Below are 16,868 nucleotides of genomic sequence, written 5' to 3'. Positions count from 1 at the left end.
GTTTCTGCATGGGATGTTCCAGCATGGACATAGACGAAGACAAGATCGATGACGCTGTTCTGGCATTGCTATGACTGACGCTGCATGACGAGGACAGAGCTTGGAAAGGCTTCGACTGGGACGCAATGGACCGTCTGTATCGGAAGGGCCTGATCGCAAATCCCGCAGGCAAAGCCAAATCCGTCGTCCTGAGCGACGAAGGTTTGCGACGATCTGAGGAATTGTTCCGCGCTCTTTTTACTCGACCGCCGGAATGATCACCGTTGCCGGTTTCTAGAAACGTGACCTACCTTACTAACTATCGGCTGAATCAAAACGCGAACGGGCGGCGCGAACGGCGTCGTGGTTCGCTTCCGCCCAGTTCAACAGTTGCGACAGTGGCCGGTAGAGCGAACGGCCGAGATCCGTCATAGAATATTCGACGCTCGGCGGCTTGGTCGGGAAGACTTCGCGAGCGACATAACCGTCCCTTTGCAGATCACGCAGCGTCTGCGTCAGCATGCGCTGCGATATATCGGGAAGCATGCGCCGCAGCTCGCCGAAGCGGCGGGGCTCGGCCGCCAGCACTTCGAGCAGCAGCGTCGACCATTTGCCGCCGATCTGCTGCATCATGTCCCTGACGGGACAATTGGAAAAATCGAGGCCAGCCAGATCGATCTCGCGCCGCGCCCCCGGCATTCTGTTCTTCAGACTGACGACCGCACCGCTCATCTGCTGGTTCCCTTTTGGTAACGTAGAGCCGAAAAACTGCCTCCTTTACATCGCCGAGTCAATTCCTATTCTAGTGTTACTCTCTTTTCGAGACTACCCCCAGAACACAGAAGGAAACGACGTATGAACGAAACCATCCTTGTCACCGGCGCCGCCGGGCAGCTCGGCCAGCGTGTCATCCATCATCTCATCGAGACCTATAAGGTCGCTCCCGGCAGCATCGTGGCGGCTACGCGCAGCCCGGAAAAGCTCGCCGAACTCGAAAACAAGGGCGTCGTCACCCGCAAGGCCGATTTTGATGACGCGGCAGGCCTGGAGAAGGCTTTCGCCGGCATCGACCGGCTGCTAATCATCAGCACCGATGCGCTGGATACCCCCGGCAAGCGCCTCACCCAGCACAAGGCAGCCGTTGCCGCTGCCGCTAAGGCAGGCGTCAAGCACATCGCCTATACCTCGATGCCGGCGCCGGACGATTCGCTCGTCACCTTCGCGCCGGATCATCTCGGCAGCGAAAACGCCATCAAGGCAAGCGGCATCGCCTATACGATCATCCGCGACGCCTGGTATCACGACAATTACCTGCACGGCATGCCGCACAACCTGCAGGGCGGCAAATGGTACAGCGCCACGGGCGACGGCAAGGTCTCGACCATTTCGCGTGACGACTGCGCCCTGGCAATCGCCGCCGCCCTTGCCTCCGGCACCTCCGAGAGCGCCACCTATACGCTGACCGGCGCGCAATTGCTCACCAACCGGCAGATCGCCGCCATCGTCTCCGATGTCGCCGGCAAGCCGCTCGAGGTGGTCGACGTCAACGACGAGCAGCTCGGCCAGGGCATCCGCGGCGCCGGCCTTCCCGGTTTCGTCGCCGACATGCTGGTTTCGGCCGACGCCAACATCCGCGCCGGCAAATTCGACATCGTCACCGGAGACTTCACCAAGCTGACCGGCAAACAGCCGCAGCCGCTGAAGGATTTCTTCGTGGCGCACAAGGCTGCGTTGACGGCTTCAGGCAATGCCGGAGGCCATTGAGCTTTCCGCTCATCCCTGCGCTCGCGGCAGGGATGAGCGGACTCCGATTCTGGACACTGGATCCCTGATCACATCAGATGTGTCGCTCACCGCACCGACGCGCAGGGTCGCCCCTCAGAATTGCGAAACGAAGCCAGGCGGTTTTTCCCTGAGGTCAAGTCCGTATTCAAGCTCGGCCCGCATCCAGAGCACGCCGCTTTCATAGGGATCGTCGGACATTGTCTCAGTTCGCGCGTCGGCGACATTGCTGTCAGCCCAGTTCTTGACACACGCGACGCTCTCGCGTTTCCGCTCATTCCGATCGATTGCACACCATTCTCGTCCTTCGTCGAGCGGAACCCATGCGAGACCATCCCGGAAACAGGTGATGGCCCGATATTTCGGCTCGACGACAGTGTTCCCGGCGGCATCCTCAATGCCCCAAAGCAAGGTTCCGTTCGAATTCCTCGAGACGCGCTGTCCGCCGTCGGGTCCGCAACGCAACTTTGATCGCCGGTCTTCCAGGCGGCGCGGCTCGGAGACTTCACGTCCTGATGCGTCGATCCAAAACTTCCGCCCATCCTTCGATACCGCATAGGCACCGGAATCGGGCTGCAACTCATCGAACTGCGGAGCGAGGGCTAACACACCGTTGGCGTCCAGTATTCCCCATTTGCCCTGAACATCGACGCCGGCATAGCCACCGCTGAAACCAGATTGGCTCTGAAATGATGGTGGATCGACAAGCAGTTTACCGTCCTGCTTGAGAAACCCCCATTTTCCATTGTACCGAACCGATACGGGGAATTCGCAGGTCATGTACGTGTTGTCAAAAAGATACGAAACGGTCGGCTTTCCATCCGCTCCGACGACCTGAATAAGGTTACCGCGGTGGATGAATTTGAGACCCGAAGGACATGCCGCCCACGCCTTCCCGTCCTCCGGGTCGGGCACCAGATCCCCGGCCCGGTTGAGCCCGATCCACTGGCCGTCCACCGATACCCTGGCCACCTCACCGGAATAATCCGGCAGTCTCGCATCGTCAAACAGACGACCGCCAAGCAACCGTCCCGCCTCGTCAAGGACGCCCAATTTCTGGTCTTTGGCCACACGGTAAAACCCGTTTCGATGATCCTGGATCCTAAATTGCTGTGGGGCGAGAATAGTTTGGCCGTCCCGGCCGATCACGCCGCATTGGGTGGCGTCGGCCCGGTCACGTTGGCTGGACTGTCCTTTGTGTCCGGCCGAACCGCCATAACAGACAATTGCTCTTCCTCCACCGAGTTTGCTGGCTGTTTCGAAGCGAGGCTCGACCTTCCAGGTTCCGTCGGGAGCAAGCAATCCGTATCGTTTATCTCCCGGCTGAGCTGCCCAAACGAAAGTGCCGAATTCGAATTCTTTAATGGCCAGCTCGTCCTTCAGTATCTTTCCTGAAGGCAGATCGACGAGCAGATAGGGTCGATCGCTCCTCTCAAAAAACAGTTCCCCGAACATAAAACGCAGGAAGCCGAAAGAATCCGACGCGACCGCTTTGCCGGGACGAACGAGCGCCGCCCCGGCTCCGAATGGAATGGCACGCGCATAGTACGGCAACAGCAGAAACTTGCCCGTTCTGTCGATAATTCCTGCCTTGTCAGCGACCACCACTTCGGCGTGGCCTTTGCGAAATCCGCGGGCAAGGTCGAACGCAGGCGCGATCACCATCTCGCCACTCGAATTGATATAGCCGAATTTCCCCTCGGAGCGCACGGCGGCCAGCCCCTCCGAGAAAGGAAGCGCAACTTCGAACTTGCGATCAATCCGCGGTTCTAACGTCGCTCTGTCGATATAGCCGCAAAGAGCGTAGACGCCGCCGCACCTTTCCACCCATCTTTCCGGCCGGGGATCGGCGACGCCGGTTCCAACGGAGCAGAGCAAACTCGCCCATGCCGCCGCGACAAACATAAATTGACGTGTAGCAACGCTCACCCTAACGCCCCCCGGTTGAAAGAACTAGGAGATGCTCGTGTGTTGGAAATATGGCCAATCCGCAGGTCGGAGGTCATGAGTACAGGAATCCAGCGCCTTCACCCCATGAGCACGGGAAACCTTTGCAGCGTATCAAATTAGTTGCCGCCAATACGCAAGAAGGAAACAGCCCTTCCTTAAACCGCCTGCCCGCACGCCCGGCAGAACCGCCGCACCGTCTCGGCCATGCCGTATTCCAGCGCGTCGGCGGTCAGGCCGTGGCCGATCGAAACCTCGGCAAGCTGGGGAATGCGCTTCACCAGCGCCGGCAGGTTTTCGACGGTCAGATCGTGGCCGGCATTGACGGCAAGGCCGATCGCCAGCGCCGCATCCGCCGTCCGTCCGAGCGCGTCGAGGATCGGGGCCGCCCGTTCCGGCGCGTCGTAGCAGCCGCCATAGGGACCGGTATAAAGTTCGATCCGGTCGGCGCCGACCGCCTTGGCGATATCAATGGCTTCAGCATCGCCATCGCCGTCCGCAAACAGCGACACGCGGCATCCCATCGCCTTCAGCCGCGCGACGGCATCGGTCAGAAATGCCCGGTGCTTGCGGAAATCCCAGCCGTGATCCGAGGTCGCCTGGGCGGGATCGTCGGGCACCAGCGTCACCTGCTCCGGTGCCGCCCCGGCGCAGAGTTCGAAGAACTCCTGCGTGGGATAGCCCTCGATATTAAACTCGGCCTCGGGGAATTCGTCGTCGATCAGGTTGCGAATGACCGGCAGGTCGGAAAAGCGAATGTGGCGCTGGTCGGGACGCGGATGCACCGTTAACCCGCTCGCGCCGGCTGCAAGGGCGATTCGCCCAAGCGCTTCGACGCTCGGCCAGGGCAAGTCGCGCCGGTTGCGCAGCATGGCGATGGCGTTGAGGTTCACGGAAAGCTTGGCGGGCATGGCTGATATCCATCGGTACGGGAAACGGAGGCCCTGCTTTTAAGCCAAGGGCCGCGCGATGGCCAACGAGATTCGCAGATGAATGCCATGCCGATCGCTAATAGCATCGCCGTTGGCTGGGCATTCCAGCGCCCTTGCGTACCGCAAACAGTAATTCCCGTCGCCTGTGAAGACGACCGGCCGATGCCGCAATGCAGCACATGTTTTGCTGCAGCACACCCAGAAACCCGGGCAAATCACGTCGTCGCGTTGCTATCCCATTTAAAAGAGATTACTTTTAGCACTTATAAAAAAGTTCGTTCACGCATAACGTGGACATTGTATAGCGTAAACGTAGGCCGCGTACTGCTTCTTTCCCAATGACAAGAACGCCAGAGGAAAACCCCACTCGCCGCGCCTGGGAAGCAACTGGCAAATCCGCATGAGGTGCAACACTATGCCCTAGGAGGGTTCATGCCAGACGGTTCCAAACGCCTGTTTGCTGCCGCCGGTAACGCTTCGGAGGCCCGGTCAAAATACCGGTTCCTGCCTTCGGCCGCGCTGCCGCCGGATCTACCGGATGGTCCGGTGCCCATTGCCGATATGGCCAACGCATTCGGCGTTACGCACAGGACGCTGCATTTCTACGAAGAGAAGGGGTTGGTTTCGGCCAATCGCATCGGCCTGATGCGGGTCTACGGACAAGACGATGTGATGCGTATGGCGGTCATCACCGTCTGCCGTGAGACCGGAATGCCGATCGCCGTCATCCAGGAATTGATGGACGAGCTTCGCAAGGCCGAGTCGCAGGAAAGAGCCGAGGCGATGTTCCGCGAAGCGCTGCAGGTGCGCAAACGCGAGCTGACGGCCGAGATGTCGACCCTGCACCGCCAGCTCCAGCAGGTCGGCGACCTCCTGGACTATGACGCCAGTGTCGAAGAGCCGCCGTTGAACGACAACCAGGACAGCGCAAGCCTGACCCCGCAGGAGCTGCAGTGCCTGGAGCTGATGGCGGAAGGTTATTCCACCCAGCGAATCGCCCGAGCGCTCGACCTGAAACACGACGAAACCAGGGATCTCGAAGCCGGAATCATCCTGAAATTCCGCGCCAACAACCGCTTCCAGGCGATCGCCAAGGCTGTTCTGCTCGGCATCGTCCAGGCATAACCACGTGCAAGCCTGACGCACGTCGCGTGCAAGCCTAACGCACGCCGCATGCAAACTTGCACGCATCATTCTCGACGGCCGCCACCGTCGACTTCCCGCCCAAGATCGCCAGGCGCGATCGAGGTCAGCGCACGATCGTCAGCGTCTCCGCCGCGCGCGTGATCGCGGTATAAAGCCAGCGTTCGCGCGTATCGCGAAAGGCCCAGCTCTCGTCGAACAGCACGACGTCGTTCCATTGCGAGCCCTGCGCCTTGTGAACGGTAAGCGCATAGCCGTAGTCGAACTCGTCGTAGCGTTTGCGGGTGTTCCAGGGGATCTCGCCTTCGACATCCTCGAAGGCCTGTTTCAGGAGCTTGATCTTGGCAGCTCCCCGGTCCATGTCGTCGTCCTCGGGCCGAACGAGGAGATTGATGCCGGGCTTCGTCGTTTCCTTGGACGAGGTCATCACCTGCCAGAGCGAGCCGTTCAGCAGGCCCTTGGCGGGATCGTTCCGGAGACAGACGAGCTTGTCGCCGGTCTGCGGGTAATCGGCATTGAAGCCTTTCAGCTCGCGCAGGCGCTGATTGTAGCGCCGCCGGGTCCTGTTGGTGCCGACGAGCACTTGGTCGGCATCGAGTACCAGCTGCTGCGTCACCTCGTTCTTCGAGATCACCTTGGCCGTGCCGTAATCGCCGTACATCACCTCATTGCCCTCGCGCACCTGCATGGCGAGCTTGATGATCGGATTATCGCGCGCCTGGCGATGGATATCGGTCAGCAGGTAATCGGGATCCTGATTGGTGAAGTAACCGCCGCCGGTGACCGGCGGCAGCTGGCCGGGATCGCCGAGCACCAGGATCGGCGTGCCGAAGCTCATTAGATCCTTGCCGAGCGCCTCGTCCACCATCGAGCATTCGTCGACGATAATCAGCGCCGCCTTGGCGACCGGGCTCTGCCGGTTGATCGAAAACATCGGTGCGATCGAAGTCTTGCCGGTCTCTTCGTCCTCCACCGCTTCCTCGCCGCGCGGGCGGTAGATCAGCGAATGGATCGTCCGGGCGTTGGAGGCGCCGCGCGAGCGCAACACTTGTGCGGCCTTGCCGGTAAAGGCCGCAAACAGCACATCACCGTCGACATTCTCGGCGAAATGCTTGGCAAGCGTCGTCTTGCCCGTTCCGGCATAGCCGAATAGGCGAAAGAGCGGCGAACGCCCTTCATTCAGCCATTTCGAAACAGCCTTGAGGGCTTCGTCTTGTTGCGGCGCAAATTGCATGATCGGACGACTTGGCAGGATTCGCGGGCGTTAGGCAAGGCGGAAAACGGCAAATCGCGCGGCGGGACGATCATCCGTTCTACTGCCAGCCCATGCCGCTCGCGCACATCGACGGGTCCCGCCCGATCGCATCGGTCAGAAAATCCAGAACCGTTTTGACGCGGAGCGGCATGTTGCGCCTCGAGGGATAGACGACCGTGGTCGGCAGGCGGCTTGGTTGAAAATCCTCCATCAAGGGGATCAGCCGGCCAGCGGCGATATCCGGGACGGCGATGATATGGGAGAGGACCGCCAGGCCCGCGCCGGCAAGGGCTGCCCTGTGAATGGCGACGGCGCTGCAGGCGGTCAGGCGCGGCGAAATCCGAACCGAAATGTCTTCCGAGCCATTCGAGAACGACCAGGTGGAAGCTCCGCCGGCCCTGTTGTAGCACAGACATTCGTGCTCCCTGATGTCTTTCGGCGCCCGCGGCGCTTCCTTGCGCGCGAGATAGGTGGGTGATGCCACAAGGAAGGCCGTCGTCCAACCTATCCGCCGGCAAACGAGGCTGCTGTCAGCGACCGAGCCCAGCCGCACTTCGAGGTCGAGGCGCTCCTCGATCATATCGGAGCTTTGCTCCCTGAGGAGCAGTTCGACCGAAAGCTTCGGATGGACGGCAAGAAGATCGCCCAACCGTTCGCTGAGATAGAGGCCGAGCGGCGCGGGGACGCTGAGTCTGACCCTCCCCGAAGCCATGGCCCCATCCGATCCGGCCGCATCGCCGAGTTCCTCCACCGCTTCAAGAATCCTCAGCGCCATCGGCAGCATCCGTTCCCCCTCCGCCGTCAGCGACAGGCCGCTCGTCGTGCGATGTAGGGGGCGCGTGTTGAAATGGCCTTCAAGGCTGCGACCTGCCGTGAAACCGCCGGCTGTGTCACGTCGAGATCATGCGCCGCCGCTGAAAACGAGCCCGTCTCCACGACGCGTTGGAAGGCTCGCAATGCCGAAACGATATCCATCCCTGCCCCCTCATACTTTTGCGCATAGGCCTTATGCAGCCAAACTAAGCGAGAATGGCTTTACAGTCCAGCAATTAAGGATATCTTATATCCATAAGGATACTAAATATCCTTAATTAGAGGAGAGATGACATGAGCCAGCGATTGAACTACGCCCAGCAGTCCCCCGAGCTTTTCAAGAAATTCATGGAATTCAGCATGGCGCTGAAGAGCAGCGTGATCGACGAGAAGCTTCAGGCCCTCATCGAGATCCGCGCTTCACAGATCAATGGATGCGGCTTTTGCCTTGACATGCATGTGAAGCAGGCAAAGATCCATGGTGAGACCGAGCTCAGGCTCCATCACGTCGCCATCTGGCGGGAATCCAACCTGTTCGTTCCCCGCGAGCGCGCAGCCCTTGCCTGGACCGAAGCGCTGACGAAGCTTCCCGAGGGCGGCATTCCCGACGAGATTTACGAACGGGTTCGCGGCCAGCTTTCCGAAAAGGAAATCTCCGATCTGACCTTTGTCGTCATGGCCATCAATGCCTGGAACCGCGTTAATGTCGGCTTCAGGACGGTCCCCGGCTGGGCCGACAAGGCCTATGGCCTCGACAAATCAGGCTTGAACTAAACCCCACAATTCATTGAGAAGATTCACCTTTGACGCTGTCGCACCCCGGCAGCGAACGGAGATCTGTTATGAAAATCGTTGTCATCGGCGGAACCGGCCTCATCGGTTCAAAGACTGTCGAACGCTTGCACAAGCGCGGGCATGACGTGATTGCCGCCTCGCCAAACTCAGGCGTCAATACGATCACGGGAGAAGGACTGGCGAACGCGTTCTCCGGCGCCGAAGTGGTGCTAGACCTTGCCAATTCGCCATCCTTCGAAGACAAGGCCGTGCTCGAATTCTTCGAGGCCTCGGGCCGCAATCTTCTCGCCGCCGAGAAGGTTGCCGGGGTAAAACACCATGTCGCTCTCTCCGTCGTCGGTACCGAGCGACTGCAGGAAAGCGGCTATTTCCGCGGCAAGCTCGCTCAGGAAAGACTGATCAAGGCGTCCGGCATTCCCTACACCATCGTGCATTCGACGCAATTCATGGAATTCCTCGGCGGAATCGCCCAATCGGCAACGGTCGGCCAGACAGTTCGCCTGTCGCCGGCCTATGTCCAGCCGATCGCCTCCGACGACGTCGCCGACGTCATGGCGGATGTGGCGCTCTCCGCGCCCGCCAACGCCACAATCGAGATATCAGGTCCGGAACGGGCGCGCCTGAGCGAACTCGTCGCCCGATATCTGAAGGCGATGAAAGACCCGCGTACCGTGGAAGCCGATCCGGAAGCGAAATATTTCGGCGTCCGGCTCAACGACCAGTCGCTCGTTTCCGACGACAGCCGCAGCCTCGGCTCGATCACCTTCGAACAATGGTTCGCAAAATCCGCCCAGCCGAAGTGATTTGCGCCAGGACGCGGCCGCTCGGGCGCGTCCTGCTCATCCAAGCAATATGGAGATTCCAATGATCAAAACCTCAGTCCTCGCCGCCGTCGCCCTCGCCTTTCTGACTGCCACCGGCGCCAGCGCCCACGACAACAGCAAGTCTGCGAAGGTCACCCTCGTCTATGAGCACGAGCTTCCGAACGTGCCGGGCAAGAGTATCAAGGGCGTGCTGGTCGAATATGGGCCGGGCGGCTTCTCCGAAGGCCACACCCATCCGGACACGGCCTTCATCTACGCCACCGTGCTCGAAGGAGCGATCCGCAGCCAGGTCAATGACGGCCCCGTCAAGGTCTATCATGCCGGCGAGAGTTTCTCCGAAATGCCGGGCGACCGGCACGGCGTCAGCGCCAACGGCAGCGAAACCAAGCCCGCCCGCCTGCTCGCCGTCTTCGTGGTCGACATCAACCAGAAAGAGCTGACCTATCCCCTCAAGAAGTAGGGGGCCGCCAAGCCGTCCGCGCGGGCCGATGCTTGCGCTGGCGGCCGACATGCTGAATCATACGCCGCCCGCCCCTCCCGGAGACAAAGACAGATGATCTACGACGCGCTCTTCGGCAAGCCTCTGATATCGCTCATAACAGTCGGCTTCGCCGGGATCGTCGTCTGGCACCTGCTTTCCCGCCAACGGCCCACGACGCGGCTGGTGGTGCAGATATTCTTCTTCGCCGCGATGACTTTGATCCTCGTCGGCAGCGGCATCGAACCCCACCGGTTTCAAGGATATGAGTCCGAGGATCCGCAGGCCCTGCTCGTCATCGTCGCGAAAACGCTCTGGTGGATTCATTTGGCATGGGCCGTCATCGGTTTCATCAGGCTGTATCTGGTGCTGGAAGGCAGTCCACGAGAGGCTCGCCTGCTCCAGGATCTCGTCATTGGCGTCGTCTATATCGGCATGGCCCTGTCCGTTCTGGCCTTCGTCTTCGGCGTGCCGATCGGCACCCTCGTTGCGACCTCGGGCGTCGTCGCCATCATTCTCGGCCTTGCGCTGCAGAGCACGCTCGCAGACGTCTTCTCCGGCATCGCGCTGACCCTCGGCCGGCCATACATCATCGGTGACTGGATTCTTTTGAGCGACGGCACAGAGGGACGCGTCGTCGAAAGCAATTGGCGCGCGACGCACATCCTGACCAGCGCAAACAATCTCGTCGTTCTGCCGAACAGTTTTCTGGCCAAGCTCGCCGTGACGAATGTAAGCCGGCCGGACGAAAGCCATCTGCTGATCCTCACCATCCGCATCGCCCCGACACGGATGCCGGCATCGGTCCGCCAAGTGATGTTGTCGGCGCTCGCGAGCTGCAATTCCATCGTGCGCGAGCCGCCGCCGGTCGTGGCGCTGAGGGGGCTGGACGCCACGGCACTGGAGGTCGAGCTACAGTTCCGGGTGACGAGCCCCAGCCAGCACGCGACGGCGCGAAACGAGGTGCTCGATCTCGTCTACCGTCATTGCAAGTCGGCCGGCCTGCTTCTGGCCATTCCGGCGGCCGCCTCGGTCCTGACGGGCGATCTGCCGACCGAAGAGAGCGCACGGGCGCCCCGCGTAACGCCGCTCGAACTGATCGAGGCCATACCGATCTTTGCGGCGCTGACGACCGATGAAAAGCAGAAACTCGCCGAGACAACCGCCGTGCGTGAGTTCCGCAAGGGCGACGTGATCGTGCGGGAGGGCGAAATGCTGCCGTCCCTGATGATGGTGCGGGCCGGCATTATCGCGGCGCGGCACGGAGATGGGGAACGCGGGCGGCTCGCGCCGGGTGATTTTTTCGGAGAAACCGGACTGCTCTCCGCCATGCAGGAAGTCTGTACCCTGGAGGCTCTTACCGCCGTGACGGTCTATGAAATCGATCAGCAGGCCTTCGCGCCGCTGCTGAGTGAGCGTCCGGCGCTGGCGGAAGAAATCGCCGAAGACCTCGCCCTCCGCGCGGAGCGATTCCGCGACGATGCCGCCCTGCCCGCCGAACCCGCCCACAGCGCGCGCGCTATCCTGAAAACCATCAGGACAATCTTCAGGGCCTAGCGCATCGTGCTTTCCGAAAATCGAAATCGATTTTCGGAAAGCACGATGCGTAGATTCAAAGTGTTACAGCGTCCTTTGCGCGTCTAATACGACCCGCGGCGCTGTAATCAGCCGGCGCGCTTGAGCACCCATTCGAACGTGCTCCGCCAGAGCTCGGGGGGCACTTCCTCGGACAAGGTGCCGACCAGATCGGAAAGCCGGACGCGTCTCAGCGTATCCCGCCAGGCCTCGTCCGCCGCCCACATAACGCGCGCGACCGCGCAGGGCTTGCTGTCGCAATATCCTTCGGCCCGGCAAGGATTGTTCGCCCGGATGTTCGTGCAGGTGAAGCTCAGCGTTTTGCCCTCGACCGCCTCGACGATGTCGAGGAAATTGATCTCCGAAGGAGGGCTCGCAAGCCTGTAGCCGCCAGTCGGGCCAAGCGTGGTCTCGACCAGCGATGCCTGCGAAAGGCTCTGCAGCGCCTTGGAGAGATATTCCTTCGGCAGACCATGAAGCTCTGCGAGCGCCTTGGTGGAAAGGTACCTGCCCTCGGGCAGGCCTGCGAGAATGGCGCAGCAGTGGAGCGCCCACTCGACCTGGCTTTTCAGGATCATTCAGCAACTCGCGTGATGGCTGTTTCAGGATGCGAATTAAGGATATACGCTATCCGAAAATCGGCATAATGTAAATGACCGCGCAAACCGGCCTTCGCCCCTGCCCGCGGAATATCGGCACGGGCTCGCGCGCCTCCTGCCATAAAACTTTCCATGCGTTGGGAACAAAACCGCCTCGTCTCGTGTCTCATCTCAGGCATCGCAAAATTGCATGCCCAATCTCAAGGAGAGACATCATGAAATCCGTGAAATTCCTGTTCGCCGTGGCGGCTGCCGCCCTTGCCGCCACCGCTGCTTTCGCAGCCACTCCAGTCAAGGAAGTCGAATCCGCCAAGGGTAAAGTTCTTGCCGGCAAAGACGGCATGACCCTCTACACCTTCAAAAAGGACGCCAAGGGGGTTTCCAACTGCAACGACGATTGCGCCAAGAACTGGCCGCCGCTGATGGCCGCTGGCGGTGCCAAGGCTGATGGTGCATATTCTATCATCGACCGTAAGGACGGCACGAAGCAATGGGCCAAGGACGGCATGCCGCTTTATTACTGGGTCAAGGACAAGAAGATGGGCGACATCACCGGCGATGGCGTCGGCGGCAACTGGAGCCTTGCCAAACCTTGATTGTAGAGGCCTTGATCGAAGGGGCGGTCATTACAAGAGAGCGGTCGGCGTGAAAACACCCGCACCGGAAAGTTTCGAGGGCCAGATCCTGGCCCTCCTCCCCTCGCTCCGGCGCTATTCGCGCAGCCTGACGCGCTCGGATGCCGATGGCGAGGATCTGCTCCAAGACTGTGTCGAGAAGGTGCTGGCGCGCCGTGGCCAATGGCGCGGCCTCAATCTGCGCGGCTGGGTCTTGACCATTATGACCAATCTCTACCGCAACGGCCGGCGCGGCAAGGCGCGCGACGCTATCGTCGAACTCGACGCCGCAGGGGACATCGCCGCACCCGAAACGCTGGCCGATCCGCTGGAGCGCGCCCGGCTCGACAACGCGCTGAACAGCCTTTCGGAGGAGCGCCGCGCCGTGCTGATGCTCGTGGTCATCGAGGGATACACGTATAGCGAGGTTGCCGCAGCCCTCGACATCCCCATTGGCACCGTCATGTCCCGGCTGTCGCGCGCCCGCCAGCGCGTCGCCGAGCGGCTGAAAGCCGATAACATCATTACGCTTCGGAGGCCGAAATGAACGAAGCCAACCCGATCGTCACCGAAGCCGATCTCCACGCCTATGCCGACGGCCAGTTGCCGCAAGCGGCGCGCGCCCGGATCGAGGCTTACCTCGCCGACAATCACGACGAGGCAGCAATCGTCGCCGAATGGCAGGCGCAGAATAGCAGCATCCGGTCGCTGTTTTCAGGATATGAGAAAGCGAAGGGCACGGACACCCTGCTCGTCTCGCCCCTGCGCAGCGTCTCATCGGGGCGGAAACGCCTGGCGATCGCCGCCGCCGCCCTTGTCGTCTTTGCGCTCGGCACCGTCAGCGGCCACTACGGCCCGGCTCTTCTGGAAAGGCCGGAGCTGCAGCTTGCTGGCTCCGAAACCCTGCCGAAGCAGGCGGAGACCGCGTTCATGGTCTACGCCGCCGAGGTTCGCCACCCGGTCGAGGTCTTCGCCGACGAGGAGGTCCATCTCGCCACCTGGCTCGGCAAGCGCCTGGCCATCCAGAATCTGAAGATCCCCGATCTGCAGCCACTCGGCTTCAAACTGGTCGGCGGCCGCCTGCTGCCCGTCGATGGCCGACCGGGCGCCATGTTCATGTACGAGAACCAGGCAGGCGAACGCCTGACCGTCATTGTCGGCCGCAACACCGAAAACCGCACCGCCAGCTTCCGCTTCGCCTCATCGGGCAATCTCGAGACCTTCTACTGGATCGACGGCGAACTCGGTTATGCCGTCACCGGCGAAATCTCCAGGCAGACGCTGCGTGATGTTGCCGAGGAATGCTACCGGCAGTTTCCGTCCTAGAGCATGTCTCGCAAAAGTATGCCGCGGTTTTGCGATAAAGACATGCATAAAAACAAAGACCTAAAGCGTGACAACCGATTGTGAAAGATCGCGACACGCTTTAGAGCAACTCCAGGAAAAGTGCGAAGCGGTTTTCCGTCCGGAATTGCGTAAAAACAATAGACTAGAGCGGTTCTGCGCTTCCGTTGAACCGCTCTACAGATCAGCGCAGCGGATCGTTGGTAAGTTCGATCGGCTGCCCGTGCGGCGTGGCTTCGGCGGCCCGCTGCCAGCTCTGCTGCAGGTCGAGGATGACGGATGCATCCGCTATACCGCGACTAACGAGCAGTTCGGAAAGGGCCGCCACCCAGCAGTCGAAATAATCGCTGCCATCTTCGGCACGGCCGGGCGTATGCAACTCCTTAGACAGGACCTCAGCCCATTCGCCCCAGGCGAATAGCCCCTTCTCATGCAGATGCACGGTCATAGCGAAAGCTTCCGCCGCCCAAGGCTCGGGAAAAATCGGATCACCCTCCGACGACCTCGGCAAGCCTGGCGATTGCGCCAGCTGAGACGGCGTCTCACAAACGCTCAAGATAGCTCTCCCACGCATCGATGGAGACCCTCAGTGATGGATCCGCCCCCTCGCCCCAGATCTCGCCGCCGTCGAAGACGACTGTGTAGAGCCATTGCGGATTTTCGCCGCGGCCATGCGCGTTATCGTCGGGGAAGACGAAAGCCCCTTGCACCGCCTCGACGACACCCGTCTTGGCGCGCGCATAACGTGGCAGGCGCGTGTGCGTGGCCGGATTGAAATTCTTTGTCTTCACCACCTCACCCACTGCGAAGAGCGGCGTGGTCCCGATCGGACGATCGCAAGGTCCGCCTTTGGCCAGAGCAGCAGGCACCATCTCCGCCTTCAGCACCCGCTTCGGCACCGCGCCGCCCTGCTGCGCATGGCCGGACTGCAATTCCGCGCGCGTCGCAAAGCCGTGCCGTTCGAGCAGCGTCTCGACGCCGCGGATCCAGATCTCGTAATAGCTGGCGGCGAGGTAGTCGGCCGGCGGAATATTCTCGCGCGCATGCCGGCTTTCATCGATCGTCCATGCGCCGAAAGCGCCGCAGGAAAGCGTGACGCCGAGCGCCCGCTTTTCCCATTCGGCGTGGAAACAGGGTTCGTCCTTTTCCGGCGCGACAGGACCAAAACCCATCTGACCACCGAGATCGTGCGGTCCGTTCATGCAAGAGCCTCCGGGCTTCGGGCGACGGCCGTGCCGATCATTGCATCGCGGCTGACGAGATCAGCGAGAGCTGCCTCGTCTATTCCGTCCGTGCCGTCCGGCCGTTCGGGAATGACGAGATAACGCAGCTCCGCCGTCGAATCCCAGACGCGGATCTTCTTCTCCTTCGGCAGCGTCAGCCCGAATTCGGCAAGCACGCCGCGCGGATCGATCACCGCGCGCGAGCGATAGGCCGGCGCCTTGTACCAGACCGGCGGCAGGCCGAGCACCGACCAGGGATAACAGGAGCAGAGCGTGCAGACGATGAGATTATGGGTCTCGGCCGTATTGAAGACGGCGCGCATATGCTCGCCCTGCCGGCCGGTATAGCCGAGGCTGGCAATCGCCGCCGTCGCATCGCGCTTCAGCCACTCGGCGAAATCGGCATCGCTCCAGGCCTTGGCAACGACATGCGCACCGTTCCTCGGCCCCACCTTCGTCTCATAGGTCTCGACAATCGCATCGATCGCCGTCGGGTCGATCAGACCCTTCGCCGTCAGCAGCGTTTCCAGCGCTTTGACGCGGGCTTGCATGTCGGAATAGTGGTTGTCGTGGTCATGGTCGTCGTGGTCATGACCTGCATGATCGTCGCTGTGCCGCATAACGCTCTCCCGAATAGGCGGCTGGATCTTAGGCGCTGGTCGGATGGCCGCCAAGTGCGTTTCTCGTAAAGATGCCGCCAGGCGAATAGGGATTGGTTAAGCAAACCATCCTTCACCCCGCCGATATAACCAAACATTAATGGCTTCATCTTCAGATTGCACCGCATGAAAACTCCGACATTCGGCCGAAGAACCAATCCGCCCGCCTCTTCCTCCTCCTCTCAGGCAGAGGAAATAAAGATCCGTGCGCAAAGCGCTGTGCAGGACGATCCGCGCCCGAACGAGGCCGGCAATCCTTTGCAAGGCCCGAGGCTCGTGGCCCGCGCCCTCCTCGACCGGATCCGTCAGGAAATCGCCGAAGACGGCCGTTTTCGGATGATCGATCTATTGGCGGCGCTCGGATCAATCGGCGGATTCTCTTGTGTTCTTGCCGCACTCAATGTGGCTGAAGCAGGGCAATGTCGCGACGGCGCCGATCTAGTCACCATGGAAACAAGGGATGGATCTCGCTACTACGCTGGCAATCTGCCGAATGCTTTCCTGCTGGAAAGCCATGATTCTCTGCTGGCGCTGACCTATGGCGCCGCCGGAAACCAGGGCGCGGTTCTGTCGCAAGAGACGGTCCTCGATACGTTTCGCCATGTCGCGGCCACCATCGGCGATCCGCAGTTCGGCAGGCCACGGTTGGCGGAAGATGATCAGCCCGGCGCCCTGCCCATCAGCTATGTCAGGCGCCTCTGGCCGATTGCCCGGCAGGTTCTGGATATGAACCATGTCCCGGTCCGGCGGCGGCCGCTGGCGATCGGCATGGCAATCGAGCTTGCTTTCGCGATCGACGAGCAGCCGATAGACCCGCTACTGGCAGCACAAATCGTGACCGAATGCGCCGTTCCCATGGCAAAAATCGATCCGCGTAAAATTGCTTGAGGTATCGGTAACCTCCTC

General features: G+C 61.1%; 19 protein-coding genes and 1 pseudogene. 11 read left to right on the top strand and 9 right to left on the bottom strand.

All coding sequences use genetic code 11. The features are described 5' to 3' along the window. Nucleotides 1-74: 74 nt before the first annotated feature. Complete coding sequence (locus tag HJB82_RS06765) at nt 75-257, top strand: DUF6429 family protein (protein WP_246762763.1); 183 nt, start codon at nt 75-77, stop codon at nt 255-257. A 37-nt stretch (nt 258-294) separates the two neighbouring features. Here HJB82_RS06765 and HJB82_RS06760 read toward each other — a convergent pair whose 3' ends face one another. After that, nucleotides 295-711, bottom strand: a complete 417-nt coding sequence (locus HJB82_RS06760) for a helix-turn-helix domain-containing protein (RefSeq protein ID WP_207581054.1) — start codon at nt 709-711, stop codon at nt 295-297. Between the two features lie 123 nt (nt 712-834). Here HJB82_RS06760 and HJB82_RS06755 point away from each other — a divergent pair, with 123 nt between their 5' ends. Beyond that, nucleotides 835-1,743, top strand: coding sequence for an SDR family oxidoreductase (locus HJB82_RS06755; RefSeq protein ID WP_207581055.1), 909 nt, complete (start codon nt 835-837; stop codon nt 1,741-1,743). 114 nt (nt 1,744-1,857) lie between these two features. On the opposite strand, the gene HJB82_RS06750 is transcribed toward HJB82_RS06755, so the two are convergent. Both HJB82_RS06750 and HJB82_RS06745 read right to left on the bottom strand, forming a co-directional pair. Then, nucleotides 1,858-3,690 carry a WG repeat-containing protein gene (locus HJB82_RS06750; RefSeq protein WP_246762675.1) on the bottom strand — a complete coding sequence of 611 codons (1,833 nt, stop codon included), beginning with the start codon at nt 3,688-3,690 and terminating at the stop codon, nt 1,858-1,860. Nucleotides 3,691-3,866: 176 nt separating this feature from the next. Further along, nucleotides 3,867-4,619 carry a pyridoxine 5'-phosphate synthase gene (locus tag HJB82_RS06745; protein ID WP_207581056.1) on the bottom strand — a complete coding sequence of 251 codons (753 nt, stop codon included), beginning with the start codon at nt 4,617-4,619 and terminating at the stop codon, nt 3,867-3,869. Nucleotides 4,620-5,072: 453 nt separating this feature from the next. Here HJB82_RS06745 and HJB82_RS06740 point away from each other — a divergent pair, with 453 nt between their 5' ends. Beyond that, nucleotides 5,073-5,765, top strand: coding sequence for a MerR family transcriptional regulator (locus tag HJB82_RS06740; RefSeq protein ID WP_207581057.1), 693 nt, complete (start codon nt 5,073-5,075; stop codon nt 5,763-5,765). A 124-nt stretch (nt 5,766-5,889) separates the two neighbouring features. On the opposite strand, the gene HJB82_RS06735 is transcribed toward HJB82_RS06740, so the two are convergent. Beyond that, nucleotides 5,890-7,017 carry an ATP-dependent RecD-like DNA helicase gene (locus tag HJB82_RS06735; RefSeq protein ID WP_207581058.1) on the bottom strand — a complete coding sequence of 376 codons (1,128 nt, stop codon included), beginning with the start codon at nt 7,015-7,017 and terminating at the stop codon, nt 5,890-5,892. Nucleotides 7,018-7,096: 79 nt separating this feature from the next. Next, nucleotides 7,097-8,013, bottom strand: a pseudogene (locus HJB82_RS06730) (LysR substrate-binding domain-containing protein). A 132-nt stretch (nt 8,014-8,145) separates the two neighbouring features. Between HJB82_RS06730 and HJB82_RS06725 the strand changes: the two are divergent. The 4 genes from HJB82_RS06725 to HJB82_RS06710 all read left to right on the top strand — a co-directional run bounded on the left by HJB82_RS06725 (nt 8,146) and on the right by HJB82_RS06710 (nt 11,505). Further along, on the top strand, nt 8,146-8,625 hold the full coding sequence (locus tag HJB82_RS06725) for a carboxymuconolactone decarboxylase family protein (RefSeq protein ID WP_221139739.1): 480 nt from the start codon (nt 8,146-8,148) through the stop codon (nt 8,623-8,625). 68 nt (nt 8,626-8,693) lie between these two features. Further along, entirely contained in the window at nt 8,694-9,449 is a 756-nt protein-coding gene (locus HJB82_RS06720; protein ID WP_221139738.1) for an SDR family oxidoreductase, read from the top strand. A gap of 61 nt (nt 9,450-9,510) precedes the next feature. Continuing rightward, nucleotides 9,511-9,930 carry a cupin domain-containing protein gene (locus HJB82_RS06715; protein ID WP_207581061.1) on the top strand — a complete coding sequence of 140 codons (420 nt, stop codon included), beginning with the start codon at nt 9,511-9,513 and terminating at the stop codon, nt 9,928-9,930. Nucleotides 9,931-10,023: 93 nt separating this feature from the next. Next, nucleotides 10,024-11,505, top strand: coding sequence for a mechanosensitive ion channel family protein (locus HJB82_RS06710; RefSeq protein WP_221139737.1), 1,482 nt, complete (start codon nt 10,024-10,026; stop codon nt 11,503-11,505). A 107-nt stretch (nt 11,506-11,612) separates the two neighbouring features. Here HJB82_RS06710 and HJB82_RS06705 read toward each other — a convergent pair whose 3' ends face one another. Beyond that, on the bottom strand, nt 11,613-12,101 hold the full coding sequence (locus tag HJB82_RS06705; RefSeq protein WP_207581063.1) for an Rrf2 family transcriptional regulator: 489 nt from the start codon (nt 12,099-12,101) through the stop codon (nt 11,613-11,615). 236 nt (nt 12,102-12,337) lie between these two features. Here HJB82_RS06705 and HJB82_RS06700 point away from each other — a divergent pair, with 236 nt between their 5' ends. From HJB82_RS06700 to HJB82_RS06690, 3 genes are read left to right on the top strand one after another with little or no spacing between them, the layout of a single operon-like run. Further along, the gene (locus HJB82_RS06700; protein WP_207581064.1) at nt 12,338-12,718 is read left to right on the top strand and encodes a hypothetical protein; all 381 of its coding nucleotides are present in this window, start codon (nt 12,338-12,340) and stop codon (nt 12,716-12,718) included. Nucleotides 12,719-12,767: 49 nt separating this feature from the next. Further along, nucleotides 12,768-13,283: an RNA polymerase sigma factor gene (locus HJB82_RS06695; protein ID WP_221115755.1), complete on the top strand. Its 516-nt coding sequence runs from the start codon at nt 12,768-12,770 to the stop codon at nt 13,281-13,283. After that, nucleotides 13,280-14,062, top strand: a complete 783-nt coding sequence (locus HJB82_RS06690) for an anti-sigma factor (protein WP_221139736.1) — start codon at nt 13,280-13,282, stop codon at nt 14,060-14,062. The genes HJB82_RS06695 and HJB82_RS06690 overlap by 4 nt, the downstream gene beginning before the upstream one ends. A gap of 202 nt (nt 14,063-14,264) precedes the next feature. On the opposite strand, the gene HJB82_RS06685 is transcribed toward HJB82_RS06690, so the two are convergent. From HJB82_RS06685 to nthA, 3 genes are read right to left on the bottom strand one after another with little or no spacing between them, the layout of a single operon-like run. Then, on the bottom strand, nt 14,265-14,636 hold the full coding sequence (locus tag HJB82_RS06685) for a nitrile hydratase accessory protein (protein WP_221139735.1): 372 nt from the start codon (nt 14,634-14,636) through the stop codon (nt 14,265-14,267). Continuing rightward, nucleotides 14,623-15,282: a nitrile hydratase subunit beta gene (nthB, locus tag HJB82_RS06680; protein ID WP_207581068.1), complete on the bottom strand. Its 660-nt coding sequence runs from the start codon at nt 15,280-15,282 to the stop codon at nt 14,623-14,625. The genes HJB82_RS06685 and nthB overlap by 14 nt, the downstream gene beginning before the upstream one ends. Next, entirely contained in the window at nt 15,279-15,923 is a 645-nt protein-coding gene (nthA, locus tag HJB82_RS06675) for a nitrile hydratase subunit alpha (RefSeq protein ID WP_207581069.1), read from the bottom strand. Before nthA ends, nthB begins: the two co-directional genes overlap by 4 nt. Nucleotides 15,924-16,181: 258 nt before the next feature. On the opposite strand from nthA, the gene HJB82_RS06670 reads away from it, so the two are divergent. Beyond that, nucleotides 16,182-16,850: a hypothetical protein gene (locus tag HJB82_RS06670; RefSeq protein ID WP_246762676.1), complete on the top strand. Its 669-nt coding sequence runs from the start codon at nt 16,182-16,184 to the stop codon at nt 16,848-16,850. Nucleotides 16,851-16,868: the final 18 nt, after the last annotated feature.

This window comes from Rhizobium sp. NZLR10, from assembly GCF_019685125.1.
Taxonomy (GTDB): Bacteria; Pseudomonadota; Alphaproteobacteria; order Rhizobiales; family Rhizobiaceae; genus Rhizobium.
The sequence above is the reverse complement of the archived record's forward strand: the minus strand, read 5'-3'. Positions and strand labels throughout refer to the sequence as shown.